Raw genomic sequence first — 18946 nt, forward strand, 5'->3', positions numbered from 1 at the left:
CCAGAAAAAGGATTTCCACTTCTATCGGGGCTAGTGCATTTGGGGTAAAAAGGCGTTTTGTATTTTAATAGGTTTTATATCCTAACAGGTTTCCAAAACCTGTTAGGTAGTATTGTAAGTTTAGTTTTTCGATTCCAACTCTCGCCACAGTTTGTCATTTCGACGAAGGAGAAATTTTCGTTGCTAGATCGCCACAGATTTGACATTCTTTGCGGAGCTTCTTGCGAAGATTTCTCCTTCGTCGAAATGACAAGAATGCGCATAGAAAAACCTTAGAACCTTAGCAACTCAGAACCTCAGAACCTTTTTTAGCGAAGCTGATCCAGCGCCACATTCAATTCCAAAACATTCACCGTTTCAGGACCAACGACAGCTGTATTAATTTTAGATTCTACCAAAGTTTTTACTTTCGTTTCATCTAGTTTTCGTTCTTTCGCTACGCGTTTCACCTGAATCAAAGCACCTTGCGAAGAAATGTTCGGATCTAATCCGCTTCCTGAAGCTGTTACCATATCTGACGGAATATCAGATTTCTTCAAATACGGATGAACTAATAATAAAGTATCAATTCGTTTTTGAACTAAAGTTAAATATTCAGCATTGCTTGGACCTTTATTACTTCCGGCACTCCCGGCAGCATTATAATCAACGGCAGAAGGTCTTCCCCAGAAATAATTTGATTTATCGAACTTCTGTCCGATTTTTTGATAACCAATCACTTTTCCGTTAACCGAAAGAGTTTCACCTTTTCCTTGATTTGGAGCAATTTGTGCGATTCCGTAAATCGCAAGAGGATAAATAACTGCAAATAAGGTTAAAGTAACCGCAGTAAGTTTAATTATAGAGAATATGTTTTTCATTTTTTGAAGATTCTAAGGAACTAAGCTGCTAAGGTTCTAAGTTTATTCTAAGAACTTAGCAATTCAGAACCGATGTTTTTTATTGAGTTTTGATAGATTCTAGTTTTTTACGATTCTAAGAGAAAATCTTAGTCCCTTAGAATCTTAGCACCTCAGAACCTTACATAAAGATTGCTACGAGTAAATCAATTAATTTGATTCCTATAAAAGGCACAATCAAACCACCCAAACCATAAATCAAAAGATTACGTTTTAAGATCGCACTCGCACCTATCGGACGATATTCAACACCTTTCAACGCCAGCGGAATTAAAATCGGTATGATAATCGCATTAAAAATCACAGCTGATAAAATTGCACTTTCTGGACTGTGCAAATGCATGATATTTAAACCTTGTAAAGCGGGAATTGCAGTTATGAAAAGTGCTGGAACAATCGCAAAATATTTCGCAACATCATTCGCAATAGAAAAAGTAGTTAACGTGCCGCGAGTCATTAAAAGCTGCTTTCCAATTTCTACGATTTCAATAAGTTTTGTTGGATCATTATCCAAGTCAACCATATTTCCCGCTTCTTTTGCAGCCTGCGTTCCGCTGTTCATAGCAACCCCGACGTTCGCTTGGGCTAGGGCAGGAGCATCGTTGGTTCCGTCTCCCATCATAGCGACTAAACGGCCTTCTTCCTGTTCTTTGCGGATGTAATTCATTTTATCCTCTGGTTTCGCTTCGGCAATAAAATCATCAACACCAGCTTTTTCAGCAATAAATTTAGCCGTCAGCGGATTGTCTCCCGTAACCATAACCGTTTTAATTCCCATTCGGCGTAAGCGCTCAAAACGTTCTTTCATTCCGGTTTTTATAATATCCTGCAATTCAATAACCCCTTGAACCTGATTGTTTTTTATCACAACCAAAGGCGTTCCTCCGTTAGAAGAAATCGTAATAACTTGTTGCGCGGTATCTTCTGGAAAAGTATTTCCAGACTGTTCTGCGATTTTTTTAGCAGCATCCTGCGCTCCTTTTCGAATGTTGGTTCCGTCTTTTAAGATTACACCAGAAGTTCTGGTTTCGGCAGTAAATTTTATGGTTTGTGAAATTTCTGAGGTATTCTGTAAAACACTTGGTTTGCTTTCGTTTTTAACGTCTAACATTTCACTTAATTCCAAAATACTTTTCCCTTCCGGAGTATCATCAGCAAGCGAACTCAAAACGGCAGATTTCACAAAATCATCAAAAGCAATTCCTTTAGTTGGATAAAAATTGGTTGCTTTTCTGTTTCCAATTGTGATCGTTCCAGTTTTATCCAAAAGTAAAACATCAATATCTCCAGCAGTTTCAACCGCTTTTCCTGATTTGGTAATTACGTTGGCACGCAAAGCTCTGTCCATTCCCGCAATACCAATTGCAGAAAGCAAACCTCCAATTGTTGTTGGAATCAAACAAACGAACAAGGCAATAAAAGCAGCGATTGTTATTGGCGCATTTGCATAATCGGCAAAAGGTTTTAAAGTCACGCAGACAATCACGAAGATTAAAGTAAATGCGGCTAAAAGAATGGTCAAGGCTATTTCGTTTGGTGTTTTCTGACGACTTGCGCCTTCAACCAAAGCAATCATTTTGTCTAAGAAACTTTCACCTGGTTCAGAAGTTACCTGTACTTTGATTTTATCAGATAAAACTTTTGTACCACCCGTTACAGACGATTTATCTCCGCCGGCTTCTCTAATAACTGGAGCACTTTCTCCTGTAATAGCACTTTCGTCAATAGTGGCTAAACCTTCGATAATTTCACCGTCGGTGGCGATGACATCTCCAGCCACACAGACAAAAATGTCTCCTTTTTTTAATTGTGAAGACGAGATTGTTTGTCCGTTTTCTAATTTTGCAGGCGTTTCTTCACGGGTTTTTCTTAAACTGTCAGCTTGTGCTTTTCCGCGGGCTTCGGCAATGGCTTCAGCGAAATTGGCGAACAAAAGCGTGGCTAATAATATCAAGAATACAATTAAATTGTAGATAAAACTTCCTTGATCGGCGGCACCCATTAGGATCGAAATACAAACCACAAACATAATTGCAGTCCCGATTTCTACGGTAAACATTACCGGATTTTTAATCATCATTTTTGGATTCAGCTTTACAAAAGACTGCCATAAAGCTTCTTTTACCTGCTGACTTTCAAACAATGATGCGGATTTATTAGTTGTCATTTTCTTGTAAAAAGTTAAATGTTATTTGTTAAATGTTTTGCGTTGATTTTAAACACATAGAGACATAGATTTTACTTTTAGATTAAGACGTTTCACTTGTATGAATTCATCCCGATAGCTATCGGGACTATGTGTGAAAAACAGTTTTTTCTATTTCCTTTTTAGTCGTTGAATTCCTATGTTTCTATGTGTTTAACAATTTTAGCATTATTAAAGAGTAAAATATTCAGCAAGCGGACCTAAAGCCAAAGCTGGAAAGAAAGAAAGTGCAGCAATAATCGCAATGACAGCAAAAATCATAATCCCAAAAATTGAAGTATCCGTTTTTAAAGTCCCTGCGCTTTCTGGAATGTATTTTTTATTGGCTAATAAACCTGCGATTGCCAAAGGCCCGATGATCGGAATAAAACGGCTTAGCAGTAAAACAATTCCCGTAGTGATATTCCAAAACGGATTATTATCTCCCAATCCTTCAAAACCAGAACCGTTGTTGGCAGCGCTCGAAGTATATTCATATAACATTTCAGAGAATCCGTGGTTTCCAGGATTGTTGAGCCATCCAGTTGCATTTCCGTTAAACCAATAGCCCATTGCAGTATCGTGAGCAGCAAAATAAGATGCTAAAGCTGTTCCAGATAAAATCAATAAAGGGTGAAGAATCGCAATAAAAGCTGCAATTTTTACTTCGCGCGCTTCGATTTTCTTTCCTAAGAATTCTGGAGTTCGGCCGACCATTAAACCTGAAATAAAAACCGCCAGAATAATAAAGATGTAAAAGTTGAGGTAACCCACACCGCATCCGCCATAAAAGGCATTTATCATCATCGCTAATAATTGCATTGCTCCAGAAACTGGCATAGAACTATCATGCATGCTGTTTACAGATCCTGTCGAAATTACTGTTGTAGCAATACTCCAGAAACCTGAAATAGCAGGACCAAACCGAACTTCTTTTCCTTCCATTGCACCGCTTGTCTGTGCAATTCCCATTTTTGTTATGGCAGGATTTCCATTTAATTCGCTTGAAATTGTTGGAATAACTAAAAGCAGAAATCCAATTGTCATTACACCAAAAATGATGTACGAGAATTTCTTTTTGTTTAAGAAAAAACCAAGTGCAAAAATTATTGCAAACGGAATAATCATTTGTGCCCAAAGTTCAACTGCATTAGTAAAATAAGTTGGGTTTTCTAAAGGATGTGCAGAGTTGGCTCCGAAGAATCCACCACCGTTAGTACCAATGTGTTTGATGGCAACGAAAGCAGCTGCAGGTCCGCGGGAAACTTCTACGTGATCGCCTTGTAAAGTGGTAATTGCATCTTTTCCTTCAAAAGTCATTGGCGTTCCGCTGAAAACCAAAGCGATTGCTACAATTGCAGAAAGCGGTAATAATATACGAGTACAGCTTTTTACGAAATAATTATAAAAATTTCCGAGTTTTTCAGTGGTTCTTTCGCGCATAGCGGTAAAAACCATTGCCGCAGCCGCAATTCCGACTCCAGCCGAAACGAATTGCAGAAACATTAAAACTATTTGCGACAAATATGAAACACCACTTTCGCCAGAATAATGCTGTAAATCGCAATTTACTAAAAATGAAATGGCAGTATTAAAAGCCAAATCGGGCGACATATTAGGGTTGTTATCCGGATTTAAGAATAATGAACCTTGAAACAGCAGCACAAAAAAACAAAGAAAGAACCAAACCATATTGATGCTTAAAAGTGCTTTCAGATGTTGTTTCCAGTTCATTTCTTCGGCTGGATCGATACCGCTGATTTTAAAAATAAATTTTTCAAGCGGATTGAAAATCGGGTCAAGAAGTGTTTTGTCTCCTTTGAAAATTTTAGCAATATATTTTCCAAATGGAATTGCTAAAACAATTGTCAGGATAAAAATGCCTATGACGCCTAGTAACTCTGTATTCATAATTTTGAGATTATTTTTTAAGATGTGAATGGATTTGAGAATCTTATCTTCTCAAATCAGAATTTTTCAGGTTTGATTAATACGTAAACCAAATACAAGAAAACAGCGATTGAAATAATAAATAGTGCAGTCATGATTTAAATTTTTTCAAAAAAGTCAACCGAGAGAAAACAAATAGCAAACAGTAAAACTGCCAATCCGAGTAATAGAAATGTGACCATGATTATTTTAGATTAAAATTGTTGGGTTTAGATTTTTATACTCCTGAGGTATTAACTTGTTTGATATATTCTGCTTTTAGCGTTTGAGGAAACAGATGTGAAATATTGCAGTGACGCATTTCCATAAAGGACGAAACAGAGAAAACATACACGTTTGAAATCGCATTTTTAGTTTCGATGCTGCCGCTGATAAATAACCGTTCAGCAAGTGCTAAACATTTTTTAGCCCGAACAATATTGCCGCAGATAATAGATTTTTTGGTAATCTCAGCAAACCGTTCGGCTTGTTTGTAGATTGAGGTAACTTGATTTTTCATTTGGAATGAAGTTTTAGTGTTCTTCCTCTTTATGCCAAAAGATGTTCCTAAAAAATCAGTTTGTAGTTAAAGTGCTGTAAATAAAAGGGATGTAGTTGTGTGCCAAAAATCAGTCATAAAAAAAGCCTATCATTTTGATAAGCTTTTCTCGTTTTGATATGTTATTTAAGCTTCGGAGAAGCGACATATTTATAGAAAATAATGAAACCATGTTTACCAGAACCCCAGCGGGGTGACATTTTTTTAGATTGTGCGGGTGTCGCTCCGCTGGAGCTTTATAGCATTGGCAATAAATAATTCTATAAATATACCGCTTCTCCGAAGCTTTTAAAAATTGATATTGATATTGAAATTTAATTTTTTTCTATCCCATATTCTTCTAATTTTCGGTACAAAGTCGCAATTCCAATTTCAAGAAGTCTAGCCGTTTCCGCTTTATTTCCTTTAGTATAATTCAAAACTTTCTGAATATGCAGTTTCTCAACACTCTGCATGGAGAAAGCCGACATTGATTTGTTGTTTTTTTCTTGTTGATGCTGCATTTCATACGGTAGAACATCAGAAGTCAGTGTTTCGCCGTTACTCAAAATAACCGATCTTTCGATAATATTTTTGAGTTCACGGATATTTCCCGGCCACGAATAATTTTCTAATTTCTGAACAAAATCATCAGAAACTGATAATGTCTTTTTATTCGTTTTTTCAGAAAATTGTTTGACAAAAAAATTAACCAAAACAGGAATGTCTTTTACTCTTTCTCGAAGAGAAGGAAGTTTAATTTCGAAAATATTCAAACGGAAATACAAATCAGAACGAAAACGATGTGCATCGCTTTCTTCTTTTAAATCTCGGTTTGTAGCTGCAATTAACCTGAAATTTGATTTTTTTGAAGTTGTATCGCCAACGGGGATATATTCGCTGGTTTCCAGAACACGCAATAATTTGGCTTGAAGATCAATTGGCATTTCTCCAATTTCGTCTAAAAAAAGAGTACCTCCGTTTGCTTCTTCAATAAAACCTTTTTTATCTTTTAAGGCTCCGGTAAAAGCACCTTGTTTGTGACCGAAAAGTTCGCTTTCCAGAATTTCTTTGCTGAAAGTACTGCAGTTTAAAGCAACAAAGGATTTACCAACGCGATTGCTGTTTTCATGAATGGCCTGTGCAAAAACCTCTTTCCCCGTTCCCGTTTCTCCCGTTAATAAAACAGTCGAATCGGTTTTGGCTACTTTTTGAGCGAGATCAATTACTTGTTCAATTCCTTTCGATTTTCCTATAATCGTATTAAAAGAATATTTATCGTTAATGCGTTTTTCGAGTTGCTGCACTTTTTTCTGCAATTGCACTTTATCAACGGCTTTGTATAAAAGGGGAATAATTTTATCGTTGTCGTCACCTTTTACGATATAATCAAAAGCACCGTTTTTCATCGTCTGAACGCCATCTGGAATATTTCCGAAAGCAGTTAAAAGGATAACTTCTGTCAGCGGAAAGCTTCCTTTGATATTTTGAACAAAATCAACTCCATTTCCGTCGGGTAATTTTACGTCACACAAAACCACATCAATATCGGTTTGTTCTAATTTTTTAAAACCTGATTTTAAATCTTTGGCTTCAAAAACTTCAAATCCTTCCGATTTTACAATGCGTACCAAAAGACTTCTCAGTTTTTCTTCGTCGTCTATAATTAAAATTTTATGTGTCATTTTTGGAAGTTGCTAAAATCAAATATTATTTTAGATGTACAAATTTAGCTTTTAAATCATTTGGCTTTAGAATTCAAAATATAAATTTGGTTTCAAACATTATAAATCTATTAACACCGAAGAATTTAGGATTCGTAACAAATAAATTAATTTTGCAAAAAGATATTTATTTTACATGAAAAATCCAATTTCACTCTCCATATTAGAACTTGCTATTATCAATAATAACAGTAATGCTGCCGAAACATTAAATAAAACAAAAGAAATTGCCCAGTTAACAGATCGTTTAGGTTATAAAAGGTTTTGGCTTGCTGAACACCACAATATGGCACATGTCGCCAGTACGGCAACAGTTGTCTTAATTGGTTATGTTGCCAGTCAGACACAAAATATCCGTGTAGGATCGGGCGGAATTATGCTGCCGAATCATTCGCCATTAATAGTTGCAGAGCAATTTGGAACACTGGAAACTTTATATCCCGGCAGAATCGATTTAGGCTTGGGAAGAGCTCCCGGAACCGATCAGCCAACTGCTGAAGCCATTCGAAAAGATTTCTTTGAACAGGCACAGCGGTTTCCGCAAAACGTATCAAAATTACAGGAATATTTTTCTGAAGAAAATGCTACTGCAAAAGTACGTGCCTTCCCTGCTGAAGGAACTAAAGTACCAATCTGGATTTTAGGATCGAGTATGGAAAGTGCTTCTTTGGCGGCTTCGTACGGTTTTCCATATGCTTTTGCAGGACATTTTGCGCCGCGCCAAATGTTACAGGCTTTTGAATTTTATCGCGACAATTTCCAGCCTTCAAAATTTCTGGATAAACCCAAAACCATGGCCTGCGTTAATATTATTGCTGCCGATACAGATGAAGAAGCCGAAAAATTATCGACAAGTTTGTACCAGATGTTTCTGAATTTAATTCGGAATGACCGAAAAGGACTTCAGCCGCCTGTGGATTCTTTGGATGATATTATGAGCCAAGAAGAACGTTTTCATGTCAATCAGATGACGGCCTGTTCTTTCGTGGGAAGTAAAAAGCAATTGGCAATAGATTTGAAAAAATTCATCGATTATTCCCGAATTGACGAGCTGATGATTACAAGTCCAATTTTTGATCATCAGGCGAAATTGAAAAGTCTGCAACTAACTAAAGAAGTACTTGATGAATTAAATGCTAACAGATAATGCTAGATTTAAATGCATAAAAAAAGTGACTCAATCGAGTCACTTTTTTTATAGCTTTAATTTTCCTTCAACACCTATATCTGTGGTGTTTCCAAATAATGCTGATCCTGCCATTTTAAGCAATGAAATAACTTTTCCGTCTTTTGTGTCCCAGTAATAAGCATCCGATGGAGTCACTTTTATAACTGTAACGTTTGGGTCATTTTTGCCTTCTTCAAACCAGGCTTTGGCAACTGGCGTCCATAATTCGTCAATTATAGCCTGATCTTTGTATATCGACGCTGCACCGTATATTGAAATGTATTGTGAGCTTGCATTGTTAGCAAAAAACAATTGAACCTGATTGTCTTTTAAAATTTCAAAATTCTTATTACTGTTTGCAGAACTAATGAACCACAAATTACCCTGATCATCTATATCCTGAATACTCATAGGTCGTGATTGTAGAGGTGTTTTTGTTAATTCAGTTACAAAAATCCCTGTTTTAATTTCTTTTACTAATGAAATTATTTTTTCTACTGCTTCTTTATTATCTAAATCTTTATGCATAATATCGTTATTTATAGTTTAATCCAAGTCAATTTTTTCTGATGTCCAGTCCACGGCCAGCATATAATCTTCTTTTTTAAATCCTTTGAATTCTCCCGGCATAATTGTATTGAAAACTTTAGTGAAATTAATCATTCTCTGACAGTCCGTTACAATAGCAGCTCTTGTCCATTTTGTAATGTTTTTAAAGCTTAGCAAAGATTCATGAAGCCAGGCGCCCAAAGCAAAATCAGTTGGAGAGTTGTCAAAAAATAATAAATAGTTTAGTTTTTGTGCTTCATCGATTAAAAGACGTACTTCTGATTTCACAAAATCAACATCGCCTTTCACTACGTGACCAGCTGTTTTAAAACCAATCATATTTTCTGGTAATTCCTTAATTTTTTCAATCATAACATTTAAATTTTGCAGGTTAAATTCATTTTTACAAAAATACCTGACTAGTAGGTTTCTGGGTTTATGTAAAAAGCTGATTATCTTACATAATTTCAATGTGAGGCGAATTTTTATTAAAAATCCCTTTTAAAATGATAAGGAATTCTACTTAAAAAAGTATTAAATTAGCTATCATTATAAAATGTAAATTCAAGTTATGCTTAAGAGAATAGTAGTTGGTTCCGGAATTGTACTTGCCATTATTTTGGCTTTCAGATATTGTGAGTTCAAAAAAAATGATGATAACGGAATTGAGTATAACACAAATCTGATTCAGCAGCAAATCTTAAATGTTGGAAAACTAGTTGTTACTGAGGGGCATTTTTCTGAAGTTATCACCTATAAAAACCAACAGAAATATTTCATGAATATGATTTCGTTTGAGAAGAAAGCACTTGTTGTCGTAAACGCAAATGTTACAGTTGCCTACGATTTACATAAAATGAAATATGATATTGATGAAAAGAATAAAACGATTACCATTCTTAATATTCCGAAAGAAGAAATTACCATCAATCCCGATATTCAGTTTTATGATGTAGAGCAAAGCAAACTGAATCCTTTTACTGGAGATGATTACAATAAAATCAACAAGTCAGTGAAGGCGAATCTGGCTAAGAAAATCGATAAATCAACACTTAAAACAAACGCACAAAACCGATTAATAAGTGAATTGTCTAAGATTTTAATTATGACGAATTCTATGGGTTGGAAACTTCAGTATAATGGGAAAACGATTGAATCTGAGAGTGAGCTTAATCAGGATTTGAAGTTGTAGAAGGAGTTTTTCACGATCTTGTCATTTCGATGTAGGAGAAATCACATCCAGTGAGCAACGAACTGCAAATGCTTTACATGAATTATCCTACATCGAAGTGACAAAAAAACTTAGAAAAATATAATTATTTAAAACTATGTTTAATCCCAGGAAGGTTTTCATTCTTATTATGTTTACATCTTAACCAATAAATATCGTTCAACTTTCTATATAGGAGTTACCAATAATTTGAAAATAAGATTGGAACAGCATAAAGACAATTTAGAAACTGGTAATAAAACTTTTGCCTCAAAATACAGTTTAGAATTTCTGGTTTATTATGAAAAATTTGTTTGGATTCAGGAAGCAATTTCCAGAGAAAAAGAATTAAAAAAATGGAGAAGAGAAAAGAAGATTGAATTAATAAAAGATTTTAATCCAAAATTAGAATTTTTAAATTATCATTTTGATTCAATTTAACTCATCTTTTGTGTCATTTCGATGAAGGAGAAATCACACTAGAAACTCCGCAATCAAAATCGCCAATCTTTGTCGAATTCCGAGTGTGACTTCTCCTTCGTCGAAGTGACAAGCAGTGTGACTGTTTGCTCGGCAAAAAAACTTTGCATCTTTACGATATAAAAAACCTATGTGCAATATTTTAAACCGCTTCCTTATGGAAAATCAAGTCCAGTCCACCCAAAATTAAATGTGCAACTTCAGGACGTTTTTCTTTTAATTGCTCCAAATAATCCAGAACTTCCTGTAAAAGCTGTTTTTCGTCAGAATCTTTCAAAAGTTCTGTAATTTCAACAGCAAGCAGCCAGTCGTTTGGATGATAATTTTTTAATTTTTCAAAAACCGATTGTAGTTCAGATTTAGAATCTTTATTATCGCGAATGTTTCGAACAGTGGAATATAAGGCTTCCAGATCATCACGTTCATCTGTATGTTTTGCTTTAATGGTTTTAGAAGCCGGAACAATATTAACCAGATCGAAGCTATTTACATCGGCCGGACCTGAAAAGGCCGAAACTACTTTTTTACCAATAGCCATATCATAATTACCCCATTCAGGCTGGAACAAAATCGTTTCGCCGTGTGTTACGGTACAATTTTTAAAACTGATCAGGATAATTTCTCCATGCAGATTTCTTGAACCTGTAATAATTTCTCCTTCTACAACAATATTACCTTCAAATTCCAATTTTACGGTTTCGCTTTCTACGATGCTGTACGCCTGTAAATCTTTCGGACTCATATCTTCAATTGCCAGATTAAAGCCTTTCAATTTTCCAATCGGGCTTCCAAATCCGTGTGGGTGTGTCAAAGTTCCGTGACCTACTAATTCTTTCTCACGGTATGATAAGGCGGTTTTTCCGGTTGTCTGAATGTAAACCGGTTTTCCTTCTTCTTCAATAACATTAGTAAAAACACCTGAAATTTGCAAACCAGTACTCAGCTCAATCGTTCCCAAAGCATTCGATTGAATCAGTTTTTGAATACCTGAGAGTCCTCCTGTTCGTAAAGCCATTTTATTAGCAAATTCTTCTAAAATCAGACTCAGGTGCGAAAATGTAGGTGTTACATACAACTGAGGCTGTAATTGTGTGATATCAAAATTCTGATTTGCAGCAGAAATGTCATAAGGGATTTTTTTCACATTATCGGTCATACAGTGAGCACTTTCACCAATTGAGGAAAGCAGTCCTGCACCATAAATTTTAGGGTTTTCCACAGTTCCGATTAAGCCATATTCTACTGTCCACCAGTGTAAATTTCTAATTTGAGCCATTTCAGATAATTCGCCCATGTTGTTTTGCAGATCGGCAACAGCTTTTTCGGCTTCCTCGATTTTTTCCTGTGATGTATCTTCGGCTTCTTTTAAAATCGAAAGCAGTCGGATCGCTTCATACATCTGATAATCTTTATGGGATGAGATTGCTTTACATCCAATTTCGCCAAAACGTCTTAAATATTCAGCATATTCAGGATTTGCAATAATAGGGGCGTGACCGGCACCTTCGTGAATGATATCCGGTGCAGGAGTATATTCAATATGCTCTAATTGTCTGATATCCGAAGCAATAACCAAAACATTATACGCCTGAAATTCCATAAAGGCATTGGGCGGAATAAACCCGTCAACGGCAACGGCAGCCCATCCAATCTCGGTCAGGATTCGGTTCATGCCGTACATGCTCGGAATAGCGTCAATTTCGATTCCGGTTTTTTTCAAACCATCCAGATAAGAATGATGGGCTACTTTTGATAAATAATTTACATTTTTACGCATCACGTAACGCCAAACCGCCTGATTAATGGGCGTATAATCGCTATAATCCTGAGGTTTGATGAATTGCTTTAAATGTTTAGGCAATCTTTCTAATAACGGATTTGTTTCAATATTTGGATTCATTTGGAAAAACTGTAGGTTGAAATGTAAAATTACAAATTTGAGGTATTGAAAATGACTTTTATACTGTTTAATTTAAATAAAAAGCGTCTTTTGTTAGTGAATTGTTAGTTTTTTGCCACTCGCATGTTTTAGAATATTTCTTCAATACGTATTATTTTATGAGGGTAAATTAGAACTGAAAAAATAACAATAAAATACTTAGTTTTACAAAAAGTATATGTAAGGTATTCATAAGTATGAAAGTTTTGTTGATCATTTTAGCAATAGCTGTGTTCGTCTTTTTAGGTGTAAGATATTTTTTATTCCGGATAGGAGATCCTGTAAATAGTAAAGTTTCCGATTCGTATTTTTATCATTACAGAAAAAAATTAATTGTGCATTCTCCAATGGGCAATTGGTTTGAATTGGGATATTTTGAATCGGATGCTGATGTTAAATCTTTTCAGCCCATAAACAGGGATTTTGGAAAAGATAAAAAGAATGTTTTCTGGAAAGGAAGAAAGCAAGCTGTTGATTATGCAACTTTTCAGGTGGATGCTTCCGGAATTATTAAGGATAAAAACCATGTTTATACTATGAACGGAAAAGAATATAATTTTTTAGGAATTATAGAAGGAGCAGATACTAAAAGTTATCAGCTGCTGGATTCCTCACTTCCGGATTATAAGCGTATTAGTTGGTTCAGGGATGCTAATGCAGTCTTTTACAGAGGTAAAAAAACAGAAGGAGATCCGGTAACTTTTAAACCTTTGAACGATGCAATTGCTATAGACGCAAATTATATTTATTCGATTATTCATCAAAGAGGAGATGGTTTGTATGCTTTTGAAGTTGATGAAGTAATCCGGAAACATAAAAGAGTTGAAGGTGAAATCAAGGTTGTTAACGAATCATACGTCCAAATCGGAAATGCTGTAGTTTCTGCTTTTACGAAAGATGAATTTACGCTGCATACTTTCGAAACTATTAAAAGTACCAAAGTAATTGATTATTATACGATAGCGGTTAACGACACCTTAATTTACAAAGGAATAGCATACCCTGAAATTGATATTCAATCTTTTGAACCATTAGATTATGGCTACTGCAAAGACAGGAAAAATGTGTATTATTCAGGCAAAAAAATAACCGGTGCTGTTATTTCAGCTTTTGAAATCCTCTCGCCGGATTATGCCAAGGACAGTAAAAATGTATTTTACAAAAATAGTATTGTTGAAAAAGCAGATCCAAAAACATTTAAAAGGACTTCTGAAAATGATATTTGGGACGACGGAACAAATAAATTTAGAAATGGAAAAATTCTTGATAGAAAATTGAAATAAATTTACAGTTATGAAAATAACGACAGTTCTAACAATCGTTATTTTCATAATTTATTTTCTCCATTTTATCCTCGTAAGTTTCAGTTTCTTTTTTGGTCATACGGACTTCCTTCAAGGTTACTTTTAATTGTTTTTTACTGTCAGGACTGATCCATAATCCATTAAAATTTGTTCCTTCCTTCTTTAAAATCATAACTCCTGAAAATCCATGTTCGACTAATACAAGTTGGTTTTCATTCTTTTTATTTTGAGTAATGTCTAATTGTATCCAGCTGCCGGATTTGTCGTAGCGGTACATTGATGTGTACATTAAATCTGCGGTACAAGGATTTTCTTCTTCTTTTATATAAAATGTTACGGCTATTTTTCCGTCAATAGTGCCTTTGTAAAGCATACTTTTGGCAGATTGTGCCTTTGTGGTGACAGCAAAGAACATACAAAGAAGAAGAATTAGTTTTTTCATATTTTAAGTAAATTGTTATTTTAAAATTATTGCAATTTATTGATTTGCCTGATTTCTGAAATATTCAATTTTATAATTGAACATATAAGCCATGTTTGCCGCACGGACTTTGGCTTCTTCTGCTAATTTTCCAGCAAATAAAGAATCAATTGTTTCAGTGAAAATTTTCATCCAGCGATCAAAATGCGATTGGTTTACAGGTAAATGTTTGTGTGGCGGAAAAGGGCTTCCGGAATACGTATGTTCTTCTAAAAGTAAAGTCTGCCAGAAGCGATACATTTTCTCCAGATGCTCAGGCCATCTTCCTATCATTTTTTCATTAAAAACAGGTCCTATTAAATCATCGTTCTGTACTTTTTCATAAAATGTATTTACTAAAAGTTTAATCTCTTCTATGTTTGAAATATCCTGAAGTGCCATGTTTTTTTAATTAAATTTTTGAGTTGCAAAAATACGATATAGCGTCTTTTTTATTTGCTGATATTTATCATAGCGATATATTTTTTATCCGATTAACTGGGTAAACAAATTGGGATTATCATTCAGATATTGAAATTCAAATCCGTTTTTGGTCATATTCAGTTTAATATTCAGAATGTCTTTTTTATTTTTCAATTCTAAACCAACAACAACAGAACCCATTTCACGACTTGTTTTCTTAGCAAACTGAAAATAAGTAATATCATCATCAGGACCTAAAATGTTATTGACAAATTCTTTTAAAGCACCGGGACGCTGCGGAAACTGAATCATAAAATAATGCATCAGTCCTTCATAAAGCAAAGAACGTTCTTTTATTTCGGCTGTTCTTTCAATATCATTATTGCTTCCGCTCACCACGCAAACAACTGTTTTTCCTTTAATTTTGTCTTTGTAAAAATCTAAAGCAGCAATTGTCAAAGCACCTGCCGGCTCAACTACCATAGCTTCTTCATTGTACAATCGTAAAATAGTGGTACAGACTTTTCCTTCGGGAACCAGAATAATATCTTCAAGATTATAACGACAGATTTCAAAAGTTTTGTCTCCCACTTGTTTTACAGCGGCGCCATCTACAAATTTATCGATTGTTTTTAAGGCTGTGTTTTTATTTTCTTCAATCGAAGTTTTCATTGAAGGAGCACCTTTGGGCTCAACACCAATTATTTTGGTATTCGGACTTAGATGTTTAAAAACCTCAGATAAACCGGAAGCCAGTCCGCCGCCGCCAATTGGAACAAAAACATAATCGATTGGTTCTTTATAAGTTTCCAAAATTTCTAAACCCACCGTTCCCTGACCTGCAATTACTTTTTCATCATCAAACGGATGAATGAATATTTTATGATTTTTGATGGCGTCTGCAGTCGCCGAGGCATAAGCATCGTCAAAAGTATCTCCTGTCAAAACAATTTCAACAAATGATTTACCGAACAATTGTACTTGTTTAACTTTTTGTTTCGGAGTGGTTTTTGGCATATAAATTTTACCTTTTATCTGGAGCAAATTGCATGAATAAGCAACACCCTGGGCATGATTTCCGGCACTGGCGCAAATCACTCCAATTTGTTTTTCAGCATCAGTCAAAGAAGAAATTTTGTTGTAAGCCCCTCTAATCTTATAAGATCGGACAATTTGTAAATCTTCTCTTTTTAATAAAATAGATGTCTTAAATTCATCAGAAAGATTAAGATTCTGCATAAGTGGAGTAGAAGCTACAACATTTTCAAGTTGTTTTTTTGCATTGAGTACCTCGTTGAATAAATTCATAATTTTAATTTTGAAAATAAAAAACCTCCCGGTTGTGGGAGGTTTCATAAATTGTATTGTTTACTTTTTAATATAACACCCCACCATCACTGCTGAATTGCAATAATGCTGATAATAGTGATAATGATGTTATTAAAGTTTGTCATTTACTGTTGGCTGAAGAGCAAATGTATAATTATTTTTTTACCTGAGGAGGATACTGCGCTAAAATTTTATTTACAAATTCAGCAATTCTTTCATCTTTTTTATCGATGTTTCGGGTTAAAACCCCAATTCCTTCTCCCTGCCAGATCATTTCTTTCTTTTTGGCATCAATCAGATCGATGTATAAAGTACCCTCTGTAGAAGTTGATACGGTAGTTTGATTTCCTCCATACATCATCCATGGATTCCATCCCCATCCCCAGCCATAACCCCATCCGGCGTTAAATTGGTTTACATCAACCTGCTCTCTTGATTTTGTAAAAATGTTCACCAGCAAATCAGGTTTTTCACTTTTTGTGAAACCTTTAGACTGCATTTCTGTATCAATTGCATGAAGGATACGTCTTTTATCCAAATCAGAAATCTCGACTTTATCAATTCCGGGTTTGAAGAAGGCATAGGTTTTGTAAGGCGTAAAATCGACATTTTTATCGTAATCAGAATAAACAGTAATACTGCTGCATGAACTAAGGATCAATAACAGCAAAATCGGAACTAATTTGAATGTTTTCATAATTTTATAGAATTAAATGTTTTGTTTATAGTAAGCTTTCATCAACCATGTTGGGTAAAGTTACTTTCAATAACGGCTGAACTTTCATGGCACGTTTTATTGCAAAAACAGCACCTTCATTTCGGGCCCAGCTTCGTCTTGAAATTCCGTTGTTTACATCCCAGAAAAGCATTGATGCTAAACGGTTTGAAGCCTCTGTAGAACCATCAAGAACCATACCAAATCCGCCGTTTATAACCTCTCCCCAGCCAACGCCACCGCCGTTATGAATCGATACCCAGGTTGCTCCCCTAAAGCTGTCTCCAATTACATTATGAATCGCCATATCGGCAGTAAAACGTGATCCGTCATATATATTAGAGGTTTCTCTATAAGGTGAATCGGTTCCGGAAACGTCATGATGATCGCGGCCTAAAACAACCGCTCCGATTTCACCTTTTGTAATTGCCTGATTAAAAGCTTCTGCAATTTTGATTCTTCCTTCAGCATCAGCATACAGAATTCTTGCTTGTGAACCCACAACCAGTTTGTTTTCCTGAGCACCTTTGATCCATTTAATGTTATCCTGCATTTGCTGCTGGATTTCATTAGGGGCAGTTTCTGCCATTTTTTCTAAAACTTCACAAGCAATAGCATCAGTTTTTAATAAATCTTCCGGTTTTCCTGAGGTACAAACCCAACGGAAAGGTCCAAATCCGTAATCGAAACACATTGGTCCCATAATATCCTGAACGTAACTCGGATATTTAAAATCGATATTGTTTTCTGCCATCACATCAGCTCCTGCACGAGAAGCTTCTAATAAAAAGGCATTTCCATAATCAAAAAAGTACGTTCCTTTTGCCGTATGTTTATTAATAGCAGCTGCATGGCGGCGTAACGTTTCCTGAACTTTTTCTTTGAATAAATCCGGATTTTCAGCCATCATTTTGTTGGAATCTTCAAAGGAAATTCCAACAGGATAATACCCTCCGGCCCATGGATTGTGAAGCGAAGTCTGGTCTGAACCTAAATCAATTTTGATATTTTCCTGATCGAATCGTTCCCAAACGTCAACCACATTTCCTAAATAAGCAATCGAAACGGTTTCTTTATTGGCTTTCGCCAAAACTACTCTCGCCACCAATTCATCTGTAGAAGTTACAACTTCATTTATCCATCCCTGCTCGTGACGGATTTTAGTAATCTTCGGATTTACTTCGGCGCAGACCGTAATACAACCGGCAATATTTCCTGCTTTTGGCTGTGCGCCCGACATTCCGCCAAGACCCGAAGTTACGAATAAACTGCCCTCAGGATTTTGTTTTATTTTTCTGAAACCATTCAGAACCGTAATCGTGGTTCCGTGTACAATTCCCTGCGGACCAATGTACATATAACTTCCCGCCGTCATCTGTCCGTATTGCGAAACTCCAAGAGCATTCATTCTTTCCCAATCGTCCGGTTTAGAATAATTCGGGATTACCATTCCGTTTGTAACCACAACTCTTGGTGCTTCTTTATGTGAAGGAAACAATCCCATTGGGTGGCCGGAATACATCGTTAAAGTCTGCTCGTCTGTCATTTCAGACAGATATTGCATTGTCAATAAATATTGTGCCCAGTTTTGAAACACGGCACCGTTTCCGCCATACGTTATCAATTCATGAGGGTGCTGTGCCACAGCATAATCCAGATTGTTCTGAATCATGTGCATAATCGCTTTCGCCTGCAATGATTTACCGGGATATTCGTCAATTGGTCTTGCGTACATTTTATAATCCGGACGAAAACGATACATATAGATTCGGCCGTATTTTTCTAATTCTTCTGAAAATTCAATAAGTAATTCAGCGTGGTGTTTTGGATCAAAATAGCGCAAAGCATTTTTTAGTGCCAGCTTTTTTTCTTCAGCCGAAAGAATTTCTTTTCGTTTCGGAGCATGATTAATAGCCGGATCGTATACCTGCTTTGGTGGTAATATAGAAGGTATCCCTTGTTGTATTTGTTCTTTGAAAGTCATTTTTTAAGGTACTGAGTTGCTAAGGTATTTTAGTTAAATTAACAACAGATTAATTTTTTGTCCTAATTTAAAATATGCTGCTCCCTGGAATTTGGAATTTTAAAAAATTG

At 35.5% G+C, this 18946-nt stretch carries 18 protein-coding genes; 4 read left to right on the forward strand and 14 right to left on the reverse strand.

Translation table 11 applies throughout. The annotated features are described in order from the left end of the window. Nucleotides 1–308: 308 nt before the first annotated feature. The 6 genes from P5P89_RS14010 to P5P89_RS14035 all read right to left on the reverse strand — a co-directional run bounded on the left by P5P89_RS14010 (nt 309) and on the right by P5P89_RS14035 (nt 7236). A complete protein-coding gene (locus P5P89_RS14010) occupies nt 309–860 on the reverse strand; it encodes a K(+)-transporting ATPase subunit C (protein WP_278008881.1) in 552 nt (183 codons plus the stop codon). Between the two features lie 160 nt (nt 861–1020). Then, nucleotides 1021–3066, reverse strand: a complete 2046-nt coding sequence (gene kdpB / locus P5P89_RS14015; RefSeq protein WP_278008882.1) for a potassium-transporting ATPase subunit KdpB — start codon at nt 3064–3066, stop codon at nt 1021–1023. A 210-nt stretch (nt 3067–3276) separates the two neighbouring features. Next, entirely contained in the window at nt 3277–4995 is a 1719-nt protein-coding gene (kdpA, locus tag P5P89_RS14020) for a potassium-transporting ATPase subunit KdpA (RefSeq protein ID WP_278008883.1), read from the reverse strand. A 56-nt stretch (nt 4996–5051) separates the two neighbouring features. Beyond that, nucleotides 5052–5129, reverse strand: a complete 78-nt coding sequence (gene kdpF / locus P5P89_RS14025; RefSeq protein WP_125722563.1) for a K(+)-transporting ATPase subunit F — start codon at nt 5127–5129, stop codon at nt 5052–5054. A 122-nt stretch (nt 5130–5251) separates the two neighbouring features. Further along, nucleotides 5252–5533 carry a DUF7674 family protein gene (locus tag P5P89_RS14030; protein ID WP_278008884.1) on the reverse strand — a complete coding sequence of 94 codons (282 nt, stop codon included), beginning with the start codon at nt 5531–5533 and terminating at the stop codon, nt 5252–5254. A gap of 353 nt (nt 5534–5886) precedes the next feature. Then, nucleotides 5887–7236 carry a sigma-54-dependent transcriptional regulator gene (locus tag P5P89_RS14035; RefSeq protein ID WP_278008885.1) on the reverse strand — a complete coding sequence of 450 codons (1350 nt, stop codon included), beginning with the start codon at nt 7234–7236 and terminating at the stop codon, nt 5887–5889. A 175-nt stretch (nt 7237–7411) separates the two neighbouring features. On the opposite strand from P5P89_RS14035, the gene P5P89_RS14040 reads away from it, so the two are divergent. Beyond that, nucleotides 7412–8422 (forward strand): LLM class flavin-dependent oxidoreductase, encoded by a 1011-nt coding sequence (locus P5P89_RS14040; protein ID WP_278008886.1) that lies wholly within the window; start codon nt 7412–7414, stop codon nt 8420–8422. 48 nt (nt 8423–8470) lie between these two features. Here P5P89_RS14040 and P5P89_RS14045 read toward each other — a convergent pair whose 3' ends face one another. After that, entirely contained in the window at nt 8471–8971 is a 501-nt protein-coding gene (locus P5P89_RS14045) for a pyridoxamine 5'-phosphate oxidase family protein (RefSeq protein WP_278008887.1), read from the reverse strand. An 18-nt stretch (nt 8972–8989) separates the two neighbouring features. Beyond that, nucleotides 8990–9364: a SpoIIAA family protein gene (locus P5P89_RS14050; protein WP_025571934.1), complete on the reverse strand. Its 375-nt coding sequence runs from the start codon at nt 9362–9364 to the stop codon at nt 8990–8992. A 199-nt stretch (nt 9365–9563) separates the two neighbouring features. Here P5P89_RS14050 and P5P89_RS14055 point away from each other — a divergent pair, with 199 nt between their 5' ends. Next, on the forward strand, nt 9564–10184 hold the full coding sequence (locus P5P89_RS14055; protein WP_278008888.1) for a DUF4230 domain-containing protein: 621 nt from the start codon (nt 9564–9566) through the stop codon (nt 10182–10184). Nucleotides 10185–10394: 210 nt separating this feature from the next. Beyond that, nucleotides 10395–10643, forward strand: a complete 249-nt coding sequence (locus P5P89_RS14060; RefSeq protein WP_422851767.1) for a GIY-YIG nuclease family protein — start codon at nt 10395–10397, stop codon at nt 10641–10643. A gap of 181 nt (nt 10644–10824) precedes the next feature. Here P5P89_RS14060 and P5P89_RS14065 read toward each other — a convergent pair whose 3' ends face one another. Beyond that, nucleotides 10825–12582: an aromatic amino acid hydroxylase gene (locus P5P89_RS14065; protein WP_278008889.1), complete on the reverse strand. Its 1758-nt coding sequence runs from the start codon at nt 12580–12582 to the stop codon at nt 10825–10827. A 236-nt stretch (nt 12583–12818) separates the two neighbouring features. Between P5P89_RS14065 and P5P89_RS14070 the strand changes: the two genes are divergently transcribed. Continuing rightward, the gene (locus P5P89_RS14070) at nt 12819–13904 is read left to right on the forward strand and encodes a DKNYY domain-containing protein (protein ID WP_278008890.1); all 1086 of its coding nucleotides are present in this window, start codon (nt 12819–12821) and stop codon (nt 13902–13904) included. Between the two features lie 28 nt (nt 13905–13932). On the opposite strand, the gene P5P89_RS14075 is transcribed toward P5P89_RS14070, so the two are convergent. The 5 genes from P5P89_RS14075 to P5P89_RS14095 all read right to left on the reverse strand — a co-directional run bounded on the left by P5P89_RS14075 (nt 13933) and on the right by P5P89_RS14095 (nt 18836). Then, nucleotides 13933–14367, reverse strand: a complete 435-nt coding sequence (locus P5P89_RS14075; protein WP_278008891.1) for a hypothetical protein — start codon at nt 14365–14367, stop codon at nt 13933–13935. A gap of 36 nt (nt 14368–14403) precedes the next feature. Then, complete coding sequence (locus P5P89_RS14080) at nt 14404–14787, reverse strand: group III truncated hemoglobin (RefSeq protein WP_278008892.1); 384 nt, start codon at nt 14785–14787, stop codon at nt 14404–14406. An 84-nt stretch (nt 14788–14871) separates the two neighbouring features. Continuing rightward, nucleotides 14872–16116, reverse strand: a complete 1245-nt coding sequence (gene ilvA, locus P5P89_RS14085; RefSeq protein WP_278008893.1) for a threonine ammonia-lyase IlvA — start codon at nt 16114–16116, stop codon at nt 14872–14874. A gap of 175 nt (nt 16117–16291) precedes the next feature. Further along, on the reverse strand, nt 16292–16834 hold the full coding sequence (locus P5P89_RS14090) for a DUF4136 domain-containing protein (protein WP_269234957.1): 543 nt from the start codon (nt 16832–16834) through the stop codon (nt 16292–16294). Nucleotides 16835–16859: 25 nt separating this feature from the next. Continuing rightward, entirely contained in the window at nt 16860–18836 is a 1977-nt protein-coding gene (locus P5P89_RS14095) for a urocanate hydratase (protein WP_278008894.1), read from the reverse strand. Between the last annotated feature and the right edge of the window lie 110 nt (nt 18837–18946).

This window comes from Flavobacterium gyeonganense (assembly GCF_029625295.1).
Classification (GTDB): domain Bacteria; phylum Bacteroidota; class Bacteroidia; order Flavobacteriales; family Flavobacteriaceae; genus Flavobacterium; species Flavobacterium gyeonganense.